The sequence below is a fragment of the Rhizobium phaseoli genome (assembly GCF_003985125.1).
Taxonomy (GTDB): domain Bacteria; phylum Pseudomonadota; class Alphaproteobacteria; order Rhizobiales; family Rhizobiaceae; genus Rhizobium; species Rhizobium phaseoli.
Genome location: NZ_ML133584.1, coordinates 43,298 through 61,025, shown reverse-complemented (window position 1 = coordinate 61,025; position 17,728 = coordinate 43,298). Strand labels below are relative to the sequence as shown.

The 17,728-nt window shown below is 63.2% G+C and carries 17 protein-coding genes; 8 read left to right on the top strand and 9 right to left on the bottom strand.

All coding sequences use genetic code 11. The annotated features are described in order from the left end of the window. Window positions 1-63 precede the first annotated feature (63 nt). The 3 genes from EFD56_RS25325 to EFD56_RS25315 form a co-directional block, all read right to left on the bottom strand. Complete coding sequence (locus EFD56_RS25325) at window positions 64-1,326, bottom strand: ABC transporter substrate-binding protein (RefSeq protein WP_004680247.1); 1,263 nt, start codon at window positions 1,324-1,326, stop codon at window positions 64-66. A gap of 104 nt (window positions 1,327-1,430) precedes the next feature. Beyond that, window positions 1,431-2,330, bottom strand: coding sequence for a sugar phosphate isomerase/epimerase family protein (locus EFD56_RS25320; RefSeq protein ID WP_126906608.1), 900 nt, complete (start codon window positions 2,328-2,330; stop codon window positions 1,431-1,433). Between the two features lie 11 nt (window positions 2,331-2,341). Continuing rightward, entirely contained in the window at window positions 2,342-3,376 is a 1,035-nt protein-coding gene (locus tag EFD56_RS25315; protein ID WP_126906607.1) for a Gfo/Idh/MocA family protein, read from the bottom strand. A gap of 135 nt (window positions 3,377-3,511) precedes the next feature. On the opposite strand from EFD56_RS25315, the gene EFD56_RS25310 reads away from it, so the two are divergent. The 8 genes from EFD56_RS25310 (at window position 3,512) to EFD56_RS25275 (ending at window position 11,849) form a co-directional block, all read left to right on the top strand. Continuing rightward, window positions 3,512-4,552 (top strand): substrate-binding domain-containing protein, encoded by a 1,041-nt coding sequence (locus EFD56_RS25310; RefSeq protein ID WP_126906606.1) that lies wholly within the window; start codon window positions 3,512-3,514, stop codon window positions 4,550-4,552. 158 nt (window positions 4,553-4,710) lie between these two features. Then, on the top strand, window positions 4,711-6,321 hold the full coding sequence (locus EFD56_RS25305; RefSeq protein WP_126906605.1) for an ABC transporter substrate-binding protein: 1,611 nt from the start codon (window positions 4,711-4,713) through the stop codon (window positions 6,319-6,321). A gap of 100 nt (window positions 6,322-6,421) precedes the next feature. Next, window positions 6,422-7,411, top strand: a complete 990-nt coding sequence (locus EFD56_RS25300) for an ABC transporter permease (protein WP_126906604.1) — start codon at window positions 6,422-6,424, stop codon at window positions 7,409-7,411. Continuing rightward, complete coding sequence (locus EFD56_RS25295) at window positions 7,408-8,241, top strand: ABC transporter permease (protein WP_126906603.1); 834 nt, start codon at window positions 7,408-7,410, stop codon at window positions 8,239-8,241. Before EFD56_RS25300 ends, EFD56_RS25295 begins: the two co-directional genes overlap by 4 nt. After that, entirely contained in the window at window positions 8,238-9,035 is a 798-nt protein-coding gene (locus tag EFD56_RS25290) for an ABC transporter ATP-binding protein (protein WP_085744329.1), read from the top strand. The genes EFD56_RS25295 and EFD56_RS25290 overlap by 4 nt, the downstream gene beginning before the upstream one ends. Further along, window positions 9,032-9,811, top strand: a complete 780-nt coding sequence (locus tag EFD56_RS25285) for an ABC transporter ATP-binding protein (protein ID WP_126906602.1) — start codon at window positions 9,032-9,034, stop codon at window positions 9,809-9,811. The genes EFD56_RS25290 and EFD56_RS25285 overlap by 4 nt, the downstream gene beginning before the upstream one ends. Before the next feature lie 11 nt (window positions 9,812-9,822). After that, entirely contained in the window at window positions 9,823-10,914 is a 1,092-nt protein-coding gene (locus tag EFD56_RS25280) for a pyridoxal-phosphate-dependent aminotransferase family protein (RefSeq protein ID WP_126906601.1), read from the top strand. 65 nt (window positions 10,915-10,979) lie between these two features. Beyond that, a complete protein-coding gene (locus EFD56_RS25275; protein WP_126906600.1) occupies window positions 10,980-11,849 on the top strand; it encodes a glycerophosphodiester phosphodiesterase in 870 nt (289 codons plus the stop codon). A 55-nt stretch (window positions 11,850-11,904) separates the two neighbouring features. On the opposite strand, the gene EFD56_RS25270 is transcribed toward EFD56_RS25275, so the two are convergent. From EFD56_RS25270 to EFD56_RS25245, 6 genes are read right to left on the bottom strand one after another with little or no spacing between them, the layout of a single operon-like run. After that, window positions 11,905-12,726, bottom strand: a complete 822-nt coding sequence (locus EFD56_RS25270; protein WP_004680260.1) for an inositol monophosphatase family protein — start codon at window positions 12,724-12,726, stop codon at window positions 11,905-11,907. Then, the gene (locus tag EFD56_RS25265) at window positions 12,726-13,730 is read right to left on the bottom strand and encodes a LacI family DNA-binding transcriptional regulator (protein WP_004680261.1); all 1,005 of its coding nucleotides are present in this window, start codon (window positions 13,728-13,730) and stop codon (window positions 12,726-12,728) included. Before EFD56_RS25265 ends, EFD56_RS25270 begins: the two co-directional genes overlap by 1 nt. Further along, window positions 13,714-14,493, bottom strand: coding sequence for a glycerophosphodiester phosphodiesterase (locus EFD56_RS25260; RefSeq protein WP_126906599.1), 780 nt, complete (start codon window positions 14,491-14,493; stop codon window positions 13,714-13,716). The genes EFD56_RS25265 and EFD56_RS25260 overlap by 17 nt, the downstream gene beginning before the upstream one ends. Next, window positions 14,493-15,548, bottom strand: a complete 1,056-nt coding sequence (locus EFD56_RS25255) for an ABC transporter ATP-binding protein (protein WP_037118676.1) — start codon at window positions 15,546-15,548, stop codon at window positions 14,493-14,495. Before EFD56_RS25255 ends, EFD56_RS25260 begins: the two co-directional genes overlap by 1 nt. Beyond that, complete coding sequence (locus tag EFD56_RS25250) at window positions 15,548-16,390, bottom strand: carbohydrate ABC transporter permease (protein WP_126906598.1); 843 nt, start codon at window positions 16,388-16,390, stop codon at window positions 15,548-15,550. The genes EFD56_RS25255 and EFD56_RS25250 overlap by 1 nt, the downstream gene beginning before the upstream one ends. Before the next feature lie 2 nt (window positions 16,391-16,392). Beyond that, window positions 16,393-17,694 (bottom strand): carbohydrate ABC transporter permease, encoded by a 1,302-nt coding sequence (locus tag EFD56_RS25245; protein WP_037118678.1) that lies wholly within the window; start codon window positions 17,692-17,694, stop codon window positions 16,393-16,395. Window positions 17,695-17,728: the final 34 nt, after the last annotated feature.

Here is a 17,728-nt window from a genome sequence, read left to right as displayed (position 1 = left end):
ATTCTTCCTTCAGCCTACCACAATGGGCTGCGCCGGAGGCGCAGCCCAGCGTTCAAGGTCGCGTTACTGATTCTCCTGCGCGTCGTCGTAGACCTGCTTGATCTCTTCGACGAACTGCTCCGCAGTCAGACTGCCCTGGAAGAGGCCGGTGTCTTTCTGATTGAGCACGTCGTAGTAACCGGGGACCGGCCAGTCAGGATAGAAACCGAGGCCGTTTTTGTCAGAGATCTGCTTGAAAACCGCTGCAGCGTTCTTACCGATCGGGTTGGTGATGGCGGAAAGATCAGCAGCGATCGGGACGCCGCCCGCATTGCCGAGTTCAGCTTGGTACTTCGGCGACAAGGTCAGGCTGATCCACTCGGCGGCGAGGTCGGGATTCTTGCTGCTCTTGGGAACGACCCAGAGATTGCCTGTCGAGCCGACAGAATATTTCGGCGTCGGAATTACGAACTGACCCCACTTGAAGTCCTTGATCGTCGAGGCAAAGGTGCCGAGATTCCACGTGCCCGAGACGTACATCGGTGCCTTGCCGGAGGTAAAGAGCAGAGCTGCGTCCGGGTCCTTCATGCCCGTGGAGTCCTTGCTGATGTAGCCCTTGCCAACCCAGTCCACCAATGTCTGCGCCGCATAGAGGTAAGGCGCGCCGTCGAGTGGGGCCTTCAAACCCTGATAATTCTGGATCCAGGCGTCATCGGCCTTGGTGTAGGCGAGAGAGGCAAGCAAGTGCTGGCCACTGGTGTCGATGGCGCCGAGCGCGAGAGGCGTGAGACCTTTCTGCTTGAAGGCTTCCAGGTCAGCGACCCACTCTTCAAGCGTCGTCGGCGGCTTGAGGCCTGCCTTTTCGAACATGTCGATATTGTAGAAGCACGAAACATATTCGCCGAAGACAGACACGCCCCAAACAGGACCGGAGCCATAGATGCCCTTTTCGTCGTAACGGCTTAGGACAAAATCGCCTTCGTTAAGGATCTTGTCCCAGCCCTCCTTCTTCACGTAGGCATCCAGATTGGTCAGCAATCCCTGGCTTGCCACCAAGCCAGCGGTCGCGTTGCCCTTGTTGTACTCAAGCACGTCGGGGGCCTGGTCGGAATTGAGGATCATGCCTCCTGAGGCCTGCAACTGCTGAAAGGTCTTCTGCTCGAAGCTGACGTTGATGTCAGGGTGTTTCGCCTTGAACTCCTCAAGCGCCTTCTTCCAGACAATGCCCTGAGCCGTGGTCGGCTCCTCGAACCACCAGATCTTGAAGGTCTTCTGTTCGGCATGGCCGATCGATGTCATCAGCATCGCCGTGCCGAGTGCTAGCGCAAGTGTTGCAATTCTTTTCATGCCTTCCTCCCAAAAAAGCGGCTGCGCCGCGAAAAGACCAGTTAGTCAGTCATGGCGCCCCGCCCGGCCTCCCAGCCCGGCGGCGCTCCACCTTAGGCGGTTGATCAGGGATCAACAATGAAATCTCCGCCCCGGCATTTCTTTAGATAGTTGAGCCCGTGAACCTGGCCGGTCATTTCGAGTTCGTCGCGATAGACCGGGTCGTGCCAGCCTTCGATGTCGATCGAACCCGACCAGCCGGCAAGCCGCAGTTCGGAAATGATGTCGGTCCAGTTGCTGTCGCCGAAGCCCGGCGTGCGCATGAAGACGAACTTCTCCTTGCCGAAGATGCCGTGCTCCTTGATGACTTCCCAGCGGATGGTCGCGTCCTTGCCGTGGACGTGGAAGATCTTGTGGGCCCATTTGCGGATCTGCGGCATGGGATCGATCAGATAGACCATCTGATGGCACGGCTCCCATTCCAGCCCGATATGATCGTCCGGCGTCTCGTTGAAGATCAGCTCCCAGGCGTCCGGATTATGGGCGATGTTCCAGTCGCCGCTTTCCCAGTTGCCGTCCATGGCGCAATTCTCGAAGGCGATCCTGACGCCCTTGTCGGCGGCGCGCCTGGCGAGTTCACTCCAGATCTCTTTGTAGCGCGGAAGACTGTCGGTCAGCGGCTTACCGCGAATGCGGCCGGTGAAGCCGGCGACGCAGGTCGCACCGAAATGATGGGCATTGTCGATGCAGTCCTTCCAGCCCTGCAGCGTCTCGAGATCGATCGCGCTCTCTTCCAGCGGATTGCCGAACATGCCGAGCGTGGAGATCGTGATGTCGCGGTCGCCGATCGCATCGAGGCAGCGCTTGCCGAGCTCGGCGAGATCCTGACCCTTGGTCGTCTGCCAGAAGAAGGGCTCGAAGCTCTCGAAGCCCAGGTCGGCAATCTGGCCGATGCGCTCGGCGGCATTGCCCTTGTTGCCGCTGACCATGGTGCCGATGCGAATGGATTTTGCAGGGTTGCTCACGTCACGTCTTCCTATGCTGAAATTTCGATGCGCCGGCCGGTTTTGGCGCTTTCGATGGCGCCGAAGACCATGGCGAGGCTTCGGATATTGTCGGAATTGACCGTCTCGGGATGTTTGCCGGTGCGGATCGCGGCGATGAAATCGGCGATGACGCTGGCATGGCCGTGGGTTTCGGCATCGTGTTCCGGACCGGGAACGTTTACGACAGCAGAGCCGCGCAACAGGCCGGGCTCCTCGCCGGCGACGGCCGCCTTGAAACTCTCCTCGCCATCCCAGGTGAGCATGCCCTTCGAGCCGACGAGACGCCACTGGCTTTCCCAACTGGTGCGCTCGCCCTCGGCGCACCAGGAGCCGCGATAGGTGAAGACGATGTCGTCGGAGAATTCGAAGATGGCGTTCGCCGAGGCGCCGTGCCGGTACCACGACCCCTTCGGATTGCGCTCGACGCAATAGACGGTGAGCGGTTTCCTGTCGGCGACGTAACGCGCGGCATCGAAGGTGTGGATCGCCATGTCGAGCAGCAGGACATTGTCCATTTCTTCACGGAAGCCGCCGAAATGCGGCGCGAGGAAGAAATCGCAATGAATAGCGGTGAGTTCACCGATGGCGCCGCTGTCGACGAAACGGCGCAGGCGCCGGATGCCGGAGATGAAGCGACGGTTCTGGATGACGGCGTGGATGCGGCCGGTTTCGGCGGCAAGGTCGATCAGCGCGGCCCCCTCGGCAAGCGAGGCAGCCATCGGCTTTTCGCTGAGCACATGGCAGCCGGCCTTGAGCGCCGTCGAAACGACATCGTAGCGGGCGGCCGGAATGACGATGTCGAAGACCAGATCGGCCTTGGTGGCCGCGATGACCTCGGAGAGATTCGAGCCGATGACGGCGCTGTCGAGGCCGAACTCGGCAGCGAGCTTTTCGGCCGTCTCGCGATTGAGGTCGACGAGGCCGACGATGGTGATGGACTCGGCGAGATCAGGGTTGGATGCGATGGCCCGCAACCAACCTTTGGACATAGCTCCGCACCCGCACAGAATGGCACTGAATTTCACGATTTCCTCCAGGGAATACTGTCAACTCTCCTCGTGACATGCACTCCGTAAACGTTTACGACTGTATGCGAAAACATTTTGCGGAGTCAATAGAGGCCAATTGTGAAATTACGGGCGGGAGGAAAAACACAACAGATGAAAGGGATTCGCCAGCTTGCCGAATCCCTGGATATCTCGATCGGAACGGTCTCCCGCGCTCTGAACGGCAGGCCTGATGTCAACGAGGAAACCCGTCTTCGGGTGTTGGCGGCGGCCGAGGAATTCGGCTATGTCGCCAACCAGTCGGGGCGGAGCTTGAGGCAGGGAGAGACCAAGGTCATCGGCCTGATGATCGAATCCAGCGCGGAGGCGGTCGAAAATGCCGATAACTTCTTCCTCGGCGTCACCAGTGGCTTGCAGAGCGTCTTCGCCCGCCACAAGCTCGATCTCGTCATGCTGCCCTGCCCGAGCGATGAGGACCCGCACGAATATTTGAAGCGCATGGTAGCGCGGCGCATCGTCGATGCGATGATCATCTCGAATACGCAGCGCATCGACCGTCGCATCGATCTTCTGTCGCGGGCAAAAATTCCGTTCGTTACAGTCGGTCGCAGTCTGTCGGCGAACAATTTCCCATGGATCGATCTCGATTTCGAGGGCGTAGCCGAGCGTGCCGTCGAGCGCTTGGTTGCGCGCGGCCACCGCCGGATCGCAATTACCGCGCCGTCGAGCGAGGTCAATCTCGGCTATGTCTTTGTCGAGAGCTATCGCCATACGCTCGAGCGGCACGGTATCGCCTTTGATCCGTCGCTCGTCATCCGCGTCAATTCGAGCGAACAGGGCGGCTATCAAGCGGGCCATGAACTGCTGCTGTTGGCGCAACGGCCGACGGCCGTGATCCTGATCTACGAGTTGATGGCGATCGGCCTTTACCGCCGCCTGATGGAATCGGGCGTCATGCCCGGCCGTGATCTCGCGGTGATCGGCTTCCGCGATGCTCCGCGCGCCCGGTTTCTGCAGCCGCCGCTCAGCTGTTTCCGCATGTCGCTGTACGATCTTGGCGTGGCGCTCGGCCAGATGCTGCTCGCCCACATGCCGGCCTATCGAGAATACTATTCCACTGACGGTGGCAACATCATCTGGCCGCTCGAACTGGTGGCAGGGGAAAGCGACGCGTTTCAGCTGACGGAGGTCTGAAGGTTGCCGGCTTCGGCAGCCCTGCGAGCACGGCAGGGGATATAATGGCTGGGTGACAAAAAATGTCTCGCGGAGCCCGATCATTCGAATCTAATCTCTATCCGAACCGGTGTTTCGGGTCGAATATGGTGGCTGGTTTCGATCGATCAGGAGGGCTCATGACCATTCCAGAAATCTCGCGGCGTATGCTGATGAAGGGCACCGCCCTGCTGCTTGCCTCGACGGCGCTCGCCCGCCAGACGCTGGCGCAGACAGCACCTGGCGGCGGGAGACTGGTCGTTGCGGCCGATTCCGAGCCCAAGAACCTCAACCCTGCCCTCGTCGCTTCAAACGGCGTCTTTTTCATCGCCAGCAAGGTGATCGAACCCCTGGCCGAAGCCTCGTTCGACGGCAAGGACGGGCTTGCGCCGCGGCTCGCCACCTCCTGGGAAGGCTCGGCCGACGGCCGTTCCGTCACCTTCAAGCTGCGCGACGGCGTCACCTGGCACGACGGCAAGCCGTTCACCTCGGTCGACGTTGCCTTCTCCGCCCTTAAAATATGGAAGCCGCTGCAGAATCTCGGCCGCCTGGTCTTCGCCAATCTCGAAGCCGTCGATACGCCCGACGACTACACCGCCATCTTCCGCTTCTCCAAGCCGACGCCGTTCCAGCTCATCCGCAATGCCCTGCCCGTCGTCACCAGCGTCGTCGCCAAACACATCTTCGACGGCAGCGATATCGCTACCAATCCGGCCAACAATACGCTCATCGGCACCGGCCCATTCAAGTTCGCCGAACACAAGCCCGGCGAATACTACCGGCTGACGCGCAATGAGAATTATTGGGACAAGGACCAGCCGAAGCTTGACGAGATCATCTTCCGCGTGCTGCCCGACCGCGCGTCGGCGGGTGCGGCGCTCGAAGCCGACGAGATTCAGCTTGCTGCCTTCTCGGCGGTGCCGCTGGCCGATCTCGACCGCATCTCCAAGGTCGAGGGCATCAAGGTGATTTCGAAAGGCTACGAGGCCCTGACCTATCAGCTTGTCGTCGAGATCAATCACCGCCGCAAGGAACTCGCCGATCTCCGGGTCCGCCAGGCGATCGCACACGCGATCGACAAGAAATTCGTGGTCGACACGATCTTCCTCGGTTATGCCGCCGCCGCCACCGGACCGGTGCCGAAGAATGCGCCGGAATTCTATACATCCGATGTCGCGACCTATGATTTCAATCCGGCGGCCGCCAACGATATTCTCGACAAGGCGGGGTATGCCAAGGGGGCGGACGGCAGCCGCTTCACGCTGAAGCTCCGGCCTGCGCCCTACTTCAACGAGACCCGCCAGTTCGGCGATTACCTTCGCCAGGCGCTTGCCGCCATCGGCATCGATGCCGAGATCGTCAATGCCGATGCGGCCGCGCATCAGAAGGCTGTTTATACCGACCATGATTTCGACCTTGCCGTCGCCCCGCCGGTCTTCCGCGGCGATCCGGCGATCTCCACCACCATTCTCGTCCAGTCCGGCACGCCTGATGGCGTTCCCTTCTCCAATCAGGGGGGCTATGCCAATCTGGAGCTCGACAAGATCATCAAGCAGGCCTCCGAGACCGTCGACACGGCGGCGCGCACGGATCTCTACCGCAAGTTCCAGCAGCTCGTCGGCGCCGATCTGCCGCTGATCAACGTCGCGGAATGGGGCTTCATCACCGTCGCGCGTGACAGCGTCCTCAATGTTTCGGACAATCCGCGCTGGGCCGTCTCGAACTGGGGCGATACCGCGCTGCAATCGTGATAGAGCAATTCCAGCAAAAGTGTGCCGCGGTTTTGCGTTCGGAATTGCGTAAAAACAAAGATAGATCGGCGGCAAATCTCCTCCAGAGGCCCTGTCCGGCGTGAAACGTGCAATCACTCTCCTGAGGCGCAGGGCGATCAGCAGCATTCCGGTGCTGCTGATCGTGGTGATCTTCACCTTTTTCCTGCTCGAATCCGCCTCGGGCGATGCCGTCGACGCCTATCTCGGCGCGATCGGCGGCGGCGATGCGGCACTGAGGCAGGCGCTGCGCGAGAGCTACGGCCTCGACCGGTCCGTGCTGGCGCGGCTCTGGCTCTATCTTTCCTCGCTGGCGCGGCTCGATCTCGGCTGGTCGGTCGCCTTCGACCGGCCGGTCGGCGCGCTCATCGCCGAACGGCTGCCCAATACGCTGCTGTTGATGGGCAGCGCGACGGCACTTTCCTTCGGTCTCGGTTCGGCGCTTGGCATCCTCGCCGGGGCGCGGCCGGGAAGCTTGCGCGACCGGTTGCTGTCGATCGGCTCGCTGATCGTCTATGCCATTCCGAGCTTCTGGCTCGGCCTGGTCCTGAGCATCGCCTTTTCGGTGAAGCTGCGCTGGTTTCCGATCGCCGGCATCGAGACGATCGCTTCGGGCAAGAGCGGGTTTTCCCGTGGCCTCGACATATCAGAGCATCTGGTCCTGCCGGTCGGCGCACTGGCCCTGATCTATCTCGCCTTGTTCCTGCGGGTGATGCGGGCCGGCATGGCCGAGGCCTGGAAGCTCGATTTCGTCCTCTTTGCCCGCGCCAAGGGCCTGTCGCGCAGCCGCATTGTGCTGCGCCATGTGGCGCGCAATGCGCTGCTGCCGCTCGTCACCATGCTCGGGCTGCAATCGGCGGCCATGCTCGGCGGCAGCGTGGTGATCGAGAGCGTCTTTGCGATCCCCGGTTTCGGGCGCTTGGCACAGGAGGCGGTCAACGGCCGCGACGCGCCGCTGTTGATGGGCATCGTCGTCACCAGCGCCGTTCTCGTCATATCGGTCAATTTCTTCGTCGATCTTATTTATGCCGCGCTCGACCCGCGCATCGGCGCTTCGGAGGGCGGCACATGAGCCGTTTCCAGCGTCTGCTCGGCACGTGGGAAGGCATGGCCGGATTTGCAATCCTGGTCATCCTGCTATCGACCGGGCTGCTTGCCCCCGTCATTTCGCCCGGCGATCCGCTGAGGATCGCCGGGCGGGCGCTGCTTGCGCCCTTCACCGACCCGGCCTTTCCACTTGGCACGGATCGCCTCGGACGTGATGTGCTCGCCGGCCTGCTCTATGGCGCGCGAACCTCGCTTGCCGTCGGCCTCGCGGCAGCCTTTTCGGCCATGGTCCTCGGCGTCTGCGTCGGCATGGCGGCCGGATTTTCCGGCGGCTTCGTCGACGAGGCGTTGATGCGCGTGGTCGACGCCTTCCAGATCGTGCCGGGCTTCCTGCTTGCGCTTGCCTTCGTCAGCACGATCGGTGTGTCGACCCCGATCGTCGTGCTTGCCATCGCGCTTGGCGCCTGGGCCGATCCGGCGCGGCTGATGCGAGCCCAGGTGCTGGCAATCCGCGAGCAGGATTATGTCGCCTCGGCAAGGGTGATCGGCATGCATCCCGCGGAGATCGCCTTCCGCGAGATCCTGCCGAACGCGTTGCCGCCGGTGCTGGCGCTCTCCGCCACCATCGTCGCCGGCGCGATCCTCACCGAGGCGGCGCTTTCCTTTCTCGGCCTCGGCAATCCGAATATCGCCACCTGGGGCGCGATGATCGCCGAGGGCCGCAGTGTGCTGCGCTCGGCCGCCTATCTCTCCGTCATACCGGGCGCCGCACTTGCCGTGACCGTGCTCGGCGTTCATCTCTTCAGCGAAGGTTTCGGCAGGGCGCTTGGCGATGACGGCAGGAGGGGGGCATGAGCGATATCTTCTGCAGCCTCCGGCAGCTTTCGGTCACCTATCGGCGCGACAAAAACAATGCTGCCGCCGCTCTCGACCGCATCGATCTCGATATCGCCGCCGGCGAAAGGCTGGCAATCATCGGTGAAAGCGGCTCCGGCAAGAGCACGCTCGCCCGGGCACTCGCCGGTCTGCTGCCCGAGGGAACGAAAGTCACCGGCGAAATGCTCTGGCCCGCGCTCGGCCGTCCGCCCCGCCCGGGCCGTGATTTCGGCTTCGTTTTCCAGGATCCGGGCACGAGCCTCAATCCTGTCCTGACAATCGGAGAACAGATCGCCGAAGGCGCCAGGCGTCATCTCGGGCTTAGCTGGAAACAGGCCGCCATCAGGGCCGAGGAACTGCTGGAACGGGTACGGATGCCGCAGCCCGGGAAGGCGCTGCGGGCCTTTCCGCATCAGCTTTCCGGCGGCCAGCGCCAGCGGGTGGCGATCGCAGCAGCAATCGCTGCCAAGCCTGCGCTGCTGATCGCCGACGAGGCGACGAGCGCCCTCGATGTCGTCGTCCAGGCCGAGATCGTCCGCCTGCTCGACGGGCTGGTGCGCGAGGACGGCATGACGCTGCTCTTCATCACCCACGATATCGCGCTCGCATCCGGCTTCGTCGACCGGACCGCCGTTTTCCGCGATGCACGCCTCGTCGAGGCCGGTCCCGTCCGTTCGGTGGTTTCGGCGCCCCAAAGCAGCTATACCGCGGCCCTCATTGCCAGCCATCGCGATCTGGCGACACCACCGCTGATTTCAGAGGTAGCGCCGTGAGCCCGCTGCTTTCCATCGAAAACATCTCGAAAGGCTTTTCGTCGTCGGGCCGCCGGGTTGTCGCCCTCGACAAGGTGTCACTGGCGATCGCAGCCGGGGAAACGCTCGGTCTGGTCGGCGCCTCCGGCAGCGGAAAATCGACATTGTCGCGCATCCTGCTGCGGCTTCTCTCCTGTGATGCCGGTGCGATCCGTTTCGAGGGAGAGGACTGGCTGACGCTGAAAGGTGCTGCCCTGCGCCGCAGGCGCGCGCGCCTGCAGACGGTGTTCCAGGATCCTCTGGCCGCCTTCAACCCGCTGGCGAATGTCGGCTCGGTGCTCGATGATCCCTTGCGCATCCACGGCGTCGTGTCGAAAGACCGGCGCGCCGGCGAGATCGCCGAGCTTCTCGAACGTGTCGGCCTGCCTGCCGACTATGCCCGCCGGCCGGTCCGCGCGCTCTCCGGCGGCCAGCGCCAGCGTGTGGCGATTGCCCGGGCGATCGCCACACGGCCATCGCTGCTGGTGCTCGACGAGGCGGTCTCGGCGCTCGACGTCACCGTGCGCGGCCGGATCCTCGAACTTCTGGTCGATCTGCAGAGGCAACAGGGCATTGCCTGTCTGTTCATTTCGCACGATCTTGCCGTGGTCCGCGCCGTCTCCCACCGCATCGCCGTCATTGACGGCGGGCGGATCGTCGAGACTGGTCCGGCGGCGACAGTCGTCGCAGCGCCGCAATCGGAGGCCGCCCGCGCGCTTGTTGCCGCCGTCCCTCGCCTCATGACCGATCCCTCTTGAAGGAGATGCCCATGTCCGATCTTGGTTGGAATCCCCTGCACGGCGTGCCCTCCTATCCTGCGGAGCGCTATGCGGTTCTCGCCGACAGGATCGGCGGCATCCTGCGCAGCCGCAGCGACATCGTGCTGGTGCAGGCAGAGGCGGTGGTGGCGCTGGAAGCGGCGGCGGTCAGCCTTGCCCGTCCCGGCCTTTCAGCCCTCAACCTCGTCACCAGTCCCTATGGCGACTGGTTCGGGCAGTGGCTGCGGCGAGGCGGCGCAATTGTTCGCAATCTCGTCGCCGAACCGGGCCTGCCGGTCGAGATTGACGCCGTCGCCAAAGCGCTCGATGCCGGCCCTCACATCGATGTGCTCGCCGTGGTTCACGCGGAATCTGCGAGCGGCATTCTCAACCCGCTGCCAGAGATCCTCACGCTGGCGCGCGCCCGCGGCATCGTCACCGTCGTCGATGCGGTCGCCTCGGTCGGCGGACATCAGCTCGAGGTCGACGATCTCGGCATCGACATCGCGGTGATCGGTCCGCAGAAGGCGCTCGGTGGTCCGGCGGGGGTCTCTGCGCTCTCCATCAGTCAGCGTGCCTGGGATCTCATTCTCAAGGACGGCGCCCCGCGCGATTCGATCCTGTCGCTGGCCGATCTGAAGCGATGGATCGACGACGGCCGGCGCGTCCTGCCGGGAACGCCGGCGCCGCTGGAATTCTTTGCGCTGGAGGCCGCGCTCGACCGCGTCGAGGCCGAGGGGCTGGAGAATGTCATTGCCCGCCATGCGCTGGCGGCATCGGCGACGCGGGCCGGGCTTGCCGCACTCGGCGCCGGAAGCTGGGTGCCGGCGGCAAAGGCTTCGAACCTGGTGACGGCGGTACCGATGCCGGAGGGGCTGGCGCCGGCCACGCTGATCGCATCCGCAGGGCGCCTGGGGGTTGAACTGGCCGCAGGCACCGGGGCCGCCGCCCACATCCTACGGCTGAACCACACAGGTTCGCGTGCCGCATTCCAGACGGTGCTGTCGAACGTCGTCGCCTGCGGCGCAGCCCTGAGGCATGCCGGTCGTGCCGCGAATATCGCCGCCGCTGTAGAGGTGATAGCTGCAGCCTACAGTCGCTGAAACCTATATTCGGATCTTGATAATTGCGGCTTGGCAAGGCAGGAGAGTGGCATCGCGGAGACCGGATGCAGATGACGAGATTGCTGGATACGCAAGGCCTGGAAATTTTCCACGAGGGACATCGCACTCGCCTGAAATGGCACCGGCTGCGTAAGCGCCTTACCGATCCGTTGTTCTCTGCCGAGGTGATGGCGGAGGGTTTTGCGACAGGCGCATCGATGGAGCTCGATCTGCGCGTGCGCGCCGACGGCGGTTTCGTCGTGCTGCACGACAGCGAGCTCGAAGGTGAAACGACAGGCCATGGACCGATCGCCGGCACGAGCCTCGCTGACCTCCGCAAGATCAGGATGAAGGACGGGGACCGGCCGCTGACCCTCAGCGAGGATCTCGCCGCCATGATACAATCATCGCACCCGACGGCACTGCTGCAATTCGACATCAAGGACGATTACGAAGCGATCGGCGTCGGCGGCATAGCGCACCTTGCCGAACATTTCCGCGATGTCTCCGCCTCGGTGATCGTCAGCGCCGGCAGTCTCGACCTCATCATCGCCGTCAAGGAAAAGCTTCCGCATCTGCTGCGCGGCATCGACCCGACCGACAAGCTTTACGATATCAGGCAGGCCGGCGGCTGGAAGGCGGTCGAAACGGAATTGCGCGCCGGCCTCAGCGGCCCGTCCGAACCGGACACGGTCTATCTCCACTGGCCGCTGATCCTTGCCGCCGCCAAGGATGGCCTCGACATGATAGGCCTCTGCCGTGACGAAGGCAAACGCGTCGATGCTTGGACCTTCACGCTGAAGGATCCGGAGGCTGGGTTCAGTGAAGACGAATGGCGGAGCTTTTCGGCGCTGATGGCGCTAAAGCCGGATCAGATCACCACCGACGAGGCGCCGGCGACCGAACGCGCCTGGCGCCGACGCGTGGCCGGCTAACTCGCCCGGAAATGTGCAGCCGTTCCAGACGACGGGATGCCTTCAGCAGCGGGCTTTAGCCGGCGAGTGACAGCCCCTCGTTCTCAAGGATGAAGGCGAATTCGCTTGCCAGCCCCGGCGCATGGGCAATGACAGGTCCGCCAGCCGCAAGCAGCCTGTCGACCGGCGGCATCGCCACGGTCGCGCCGGCCTCTTCGGCGATGAGCGCACCAGCGAGCATATCCCACGCGTTGAGGTGGCGTTCGTAATAGAGATCGGCCGCACCCTCGGCGATGCGGATGAGGTCGATGGCGGCCGCGCCCGTGCGGCGATAATCCATGCCGCGCTCATGCAGGCGCCTGGAGAGCGCGAGATGGTCGTCGAAGCTGGTCCTGCGCGAATGGCCCAGAATGACCAGCGCATTGGCTGGATCGATGGTCGCCGCCGCGTGAATCGGCAGCCCGTCCTTGAAGGCGCCGCCGCCGCGCACGGCATGAAAGACTTTATCCTCGGCCGCGTCGTAGACGACGCCGATCTCGATCTTGTCGCCGACCACGAAGGCGATCGAAACTGCCCAGTAACGAAAGCCCCTGATGTAGTTGGTCGTGCCGTCGATCGGATCGACGACCCAAGTGCCGGTCGCGCCCGATCGGCCGCCGCTTTCCTCCCCCATGAACATGTCATCCGGAAAGGGCGAGATGAGTCCGTCGCGGATTGCCTGCTCGGCCCTTCTGTCGGCGACGGTGACGAAATCCTGCAATCCCTTGTTCTCGACGGCGAGCGTACCGGGATTGGAGTCTCTCCGAAAACGTGCCGCTTCCCGACCGACCTCGAGCGCAACGGCGACCGCGACCTCCGCCCGGGCGCTGATGGCAGCGCTATCGAATGGGGATTTCATCAGGCAGTCCTTCTTTTTACCAAAGTCACCGGCGTGAATTCGACCCGCGCCGTCAGGTCCGGCTCGGCTATCCGGCTCATCAGCAGATCGACAGTCTGTTCGGCCTGGACATCGCAAGGCTGGCGGACTGTCGTCAGCTCATAGGCGGTCCAGCTCGCCTGTGGAATATCGTCATGGCCGATGATCGACAGCGGCGGCGCGTCGTCGCGGCCGCGGCCCTGCATGATGCGGTCGAGGACGCCGCAGGCCATGTAGTCGTTGGCGCAGAACAAGCCGTCGATGCCGGATGCGGCAAGTTCGCCGGCCCCATCATATCCGCTCCGGTAATCGTTGATCCTGATCTGCAGAAACTGCGGCTCGGCGCCGAGCTGCTTGCAGCGGGCAATGAAGGCCTCGCTGCGCTGTCGGGCCGTATAGGATATGGCGGGTGCGGCCATCACCGCGGGTTTTCGCACGCCGCTTTCGATCAAGTGGGTGGCTGCGAGATGGCCAGCCATGCGGTCGTCCGAGATGATGCGATCGACAAAGGGAATATCGTTGCCCTTGTTGATCAGCACGATCGGAACGCCCTCGGCCGCACATTGCTCGCAGATCGCGGTCGGCGGTGCGTCCGATGTGACGATGACGCCGGACACGGCGTAATGCAGCAGCTGGCCGATCACCGCCGACGTATCCGCCTGCTGCGAGGTCGGCAGCAGGATCGGGCGGAAATTGCGGGCAAGCAGCACTCTCGCCAGATTTTCGATCTGCAATGTGCGGAACGGATTGTCGAGGCCGGCGGCGACAACGCCGACGAGATCGGAGCGTTTGTTGGTGAGGCTTCGGGCAAGATAGTTCACCCGGTAGCCGAGCTCCTTGGCGGCCTGATAGACCTTTTCCCGGGTTTTCGGCGAGACGCTGGCATCCGGTGTGAAGGCGCGCGACACAGCTGCGCGCGAGACGCCGGCCACCCGGGCGACATCGAAGGAGGTTACCTTGCGCGGTCCCTTATCCCTGTCTGGCAACTGCTTTTTCCCTCTCTGCCGACGGCCGCATCAGATCGGGCAGATCCGTGCAGATACCGAGAACCGGAAGCTTCATGATATCCTCGAGGATGGCTCGCCGTTCTTCGTGCCAGAGCACGATCTCGCGGCCTGCCTCGAAGGCACGCTGCATCAGCGCGGCGGTTACCAGATCCTGCGGCCGATCCCCTGCCCTCTCCCAGCAGAGATGCAGAATATCGGCGCCGGCCTCGTCGGCCAGCGCATGCGGATCGTGGCCGACGCGGATCAGCACGGAAAGCGGAAAATCGCAGCCCGCGTCGCGGAGTTCGCGCACCTGCGCCGTATCGAAGGAGCCGAGGCAGGCGAAACGCTGGTTCATCTCGGCAAGAAGGCGCCAGCAGAGCAGGCCGGTCCCCGGCGCCTTGAGCTCGACATAGAGGCCGGTGCCGGTCTCGCGGGCAAGCGCGGCGACCTCCGAAAATCGCGGCACATCGACGCCGTCGAGGGCGGCAAGCTCGGCCGCCGTCATTTCGGAAATGCGTCGGTCGATGCCGAAGACGCGCTCGAGATGATCGTCATGCGAGACGACGACCACGCCGTCGCGGGTCAGCTGCGTGTCGAGCTCCCACATCTCGGCGCCGAGTTCGGCAGCGCGGCGGAAGGCGGCGATCGTGTTCTCGCGTTCATGGCCGCTGGCGCCGCGATGGCCGATGCAGAAGGGCAGCTGGCCCTTGTCCGACGGCCAGCCGTAACGCGCGAAAAATGCGGAAAAATCGCGGGTCATCAAATCCTCCTGCCATTTTCGTCGAAGACGAACACGCCACGGCTGTCGATCGCCCAGGTGACATGGTCGCCGACATGGATATCGTTGCGCACCGGCTGAATCGAACGCAGCAGCGGCCCGCCGGCAAGGTGAACGTCATAGAGGTTTTCGCGGCCCTGTGTCTCGGCGAAGGTGATCTTGCCGGTGACGGGGGTATCACCCGCCGGTGTGAAATGCTCCGGTCTGACGCCAAGCATCAGCTTGCTGCCCTCGGCGGCGCCGATGGCTCTTGGCAGCGGCACGCGGATCTCGCTTTCGGGGACTATGAAGGCACCTTTGTCCATGACGCCGCGCAGGAAAGTGATCGGCGGATTGCCGAGGAAGCCGGCGACGAAGGCGGTCTTCGGATCATTGTACATTTCGGCCGGCGTGGCGATCTGGACAATCTCGCCTTCCTTCATGATGGCGATGCGGTCGCACATGCTCATCGCTTCCACCTGGTCATGGGTGACGAGGATGGCGGTGATGCCGGTCTCGCGCTGCAGGCGGCGAATTTCCGAGCGCATTTCGAGGCGCAGCTTGGCGTCGAGATTGGCGAGCGGTTCATCGAGCAGCAGCACGTCGGGCTTGCGGATCAGGGCGCGCGCCAGCGCCACGCGTTGTTGCTGGCCGCCGGAAAGCTCGGCCGGCCGCCGGCCCATCAGATTGCCGATCTGGACGAGGGCGGCGATCTTGTCGACCTCCTTGCGGATCTCGGCGGCAGGCACACCCTTTACCTTCAGCGGAAAGCCGATGTTTTCGGCGACCGTCATGTGCGGGTAGAGCGCATAGGACTGGAAGACAACGCCGACATTGCGGGCCTGGCTCGGCAGGTCGGTGACATCGCGGTCGCCGAAGAGGATGCGTCCGCTGGTCGGCCGGTGAATGCCGCAGACCGCAAAAAGCGTCGTCGATTTGCCGCAGCCGGAAGGACCGAGCAGCGCCAGCATCTCGCCGTTGCCGACTTCGAGCTGCATATTCTCGATGACCTTGGTGGAGCCGAAGCTCTTCGAGAAATTGTCGAGGAGGATGCGCATCAGCCTTTGCTCCCGCCGCCGTAGATGTTCATGAGGTATTTGTTGAAGAGCGCGTAAGCGATCAGAACCGGAATGAGGTAGAAGAGGCCAACCGCCTTGAACATATTGAAATCGTAATTGTTGTCGTCGGCGAGGAAGCCGGCGAGATAGACCGACAGAACCTGCACGTCATTTCCCGGCGCCAGCACCTGCGGCAGGATGAACTCGCCCCAGCCGGCGAGGAAGGAAAACAGGCCGAGCGCCATGATGCCGGGCTTGACCTGCGGCAGCACGAGGCTGCGCCAGACCCGGAAACGCGAGGCGCCGTCGACGACGCCGGCCATTTCAATTTCCCAGGGCACGGTGTCGTAAAAACCCTTCATCAGCCAGATGCCGAGCGGCAGGTCGATCGCCGCCTTCACCAGGATGACGCCGATCAGCGAATTGTAGAGGCCGATCATCTGCAGCACGATGAAGATGGCGATGATCAGCGTGACCGACGGGAAGGCGTGCAGCACCATGACGCCGGCGAGGAAGAAGCCGCGCGCCGGTACGTTCAGCCGCGACAGCACGTAACCGGCCATCGACGAGACGATGAGCACCAGGCTGGTGGTGCAGGCTGAAAACAGCAGCGTATTCACCGTCACCTGCCAGATATTCGCCTTGCCCGGCGTCGTCTGCCACAGGAAACGCCAATGATCGAGCGTCAGGGCGGAGGGCAGCAGCGCAACGGGCTGCTTCACCGTGACGGTGTCGAGGAAGAGATAGACATACATCAGGAGCAGCGGCAGGCTGACGACGGTGAGCGCCGTTATGACGGGCCAGCTGCTGTAATTTGCCGAGGGCTGCGATCGTTCGGCCATGGTCAATCCTCGATCAGGGGCTTGGCGACTAGCGTGCCGTAGTTGAAGACGCGCAGATAGAGGAGCGACAGCGCCACGCCGATGACGACGAGCACCAGCGCCATGGCCGCACCCAGCCCGTATTCGAGATTGCCGGCATAGTTCCGGAGCGCGGTGTGATAGGCAGCGAGCGCCCAGACCTCGGTCGCATTGCCCGGTCCGCCATTGGTGGCGAGCAGGATTTCATTGAAGGAGGCGAGCAGCGACAGCGTCTGATAGCAGGTGACGAAGAGGATCGGCCAGCGCATCTGCGGCAGGATGATGTAGCGGATCTGCTGCCAGCGCGAGGCGCCGTCGACCTCGCTCGCATGGAACTGGCTCTTCGGAATCGCCTTCATCGCCGAGGAAAAGACCAGCATGCCCATCGACGCGCCGATGAAGCCGTTGATCAGCACGACGAAGAGCCAGGCATGATAGGCGGTATCGAGCAGGTAGTTCTTCGGGGCATAGCCGAATTTGCCCATCAGCACGGAGATGAAGCCGGTATCCCAGGCAAGCCATTTCCACAGCATCACATAGATGACGACGGGCGTGATGCGCGGCAGCAGCCAGATGCCGCGGAAGATCGAAGCCGGCGTCGGCGGCATGTAATGCGTCCAGATGGCGAGCAGCAGCGCATAGCCGACATTGAAGAGCGCCAGCACCAATGCGACATAGAGCGCGGTGTTGAAAAGCACGCGCGCCATGTCGGGCGAGGTGGCGATGCGCGCAAAATTGTCGGTCGTCCAGGTCCAGCCGGTATAGGTGGCCGTGGCGACGGCTTCCTTCTGTTCCGGCGTCAGCTTGAGGCCGAGCGTGTCCAGAGCCGAAAACAGCTGTTGCTTGCTGTCGAAGCGGGTGTTGACGACGGAGCGGTTGAATTGTTCGGAGATCTGTTTGACGTCGCGCGTCGAAGGCCGCTCGGCAAGATTCTTGATCATGCGCTCGGCGTCGCGGCGCGTCGGAAAGACCTCGCCTGCATGCTTGGCTCGCAATTCGCTGGCGATTCCAGGCGCAAGCCCGAGACCCTCGACAGCCTTGAGGCCCGCCTCGTCGATCGCATAGCGCGGTTCGGACATTTCGGCGGCTATGTCGGGCATCGCCGATTTCAGGGTGATCAGCGAATTGGGCGCGATCTGGTAGACGCCGCCGGAAATGCCGGTGGCGGTTGTCATGTTGGTCATCGAGAAGATCGCCGTCAGAACGACCGGCAGCAGGAAGAACAGGACGATCATGATCGCGGCGGGCGCGATCATCAGCAGTCCAAGCGTTCTGGACGATTTCATGGAAGCCTCCTCGCGGGACCGATCGGGCGGCGGG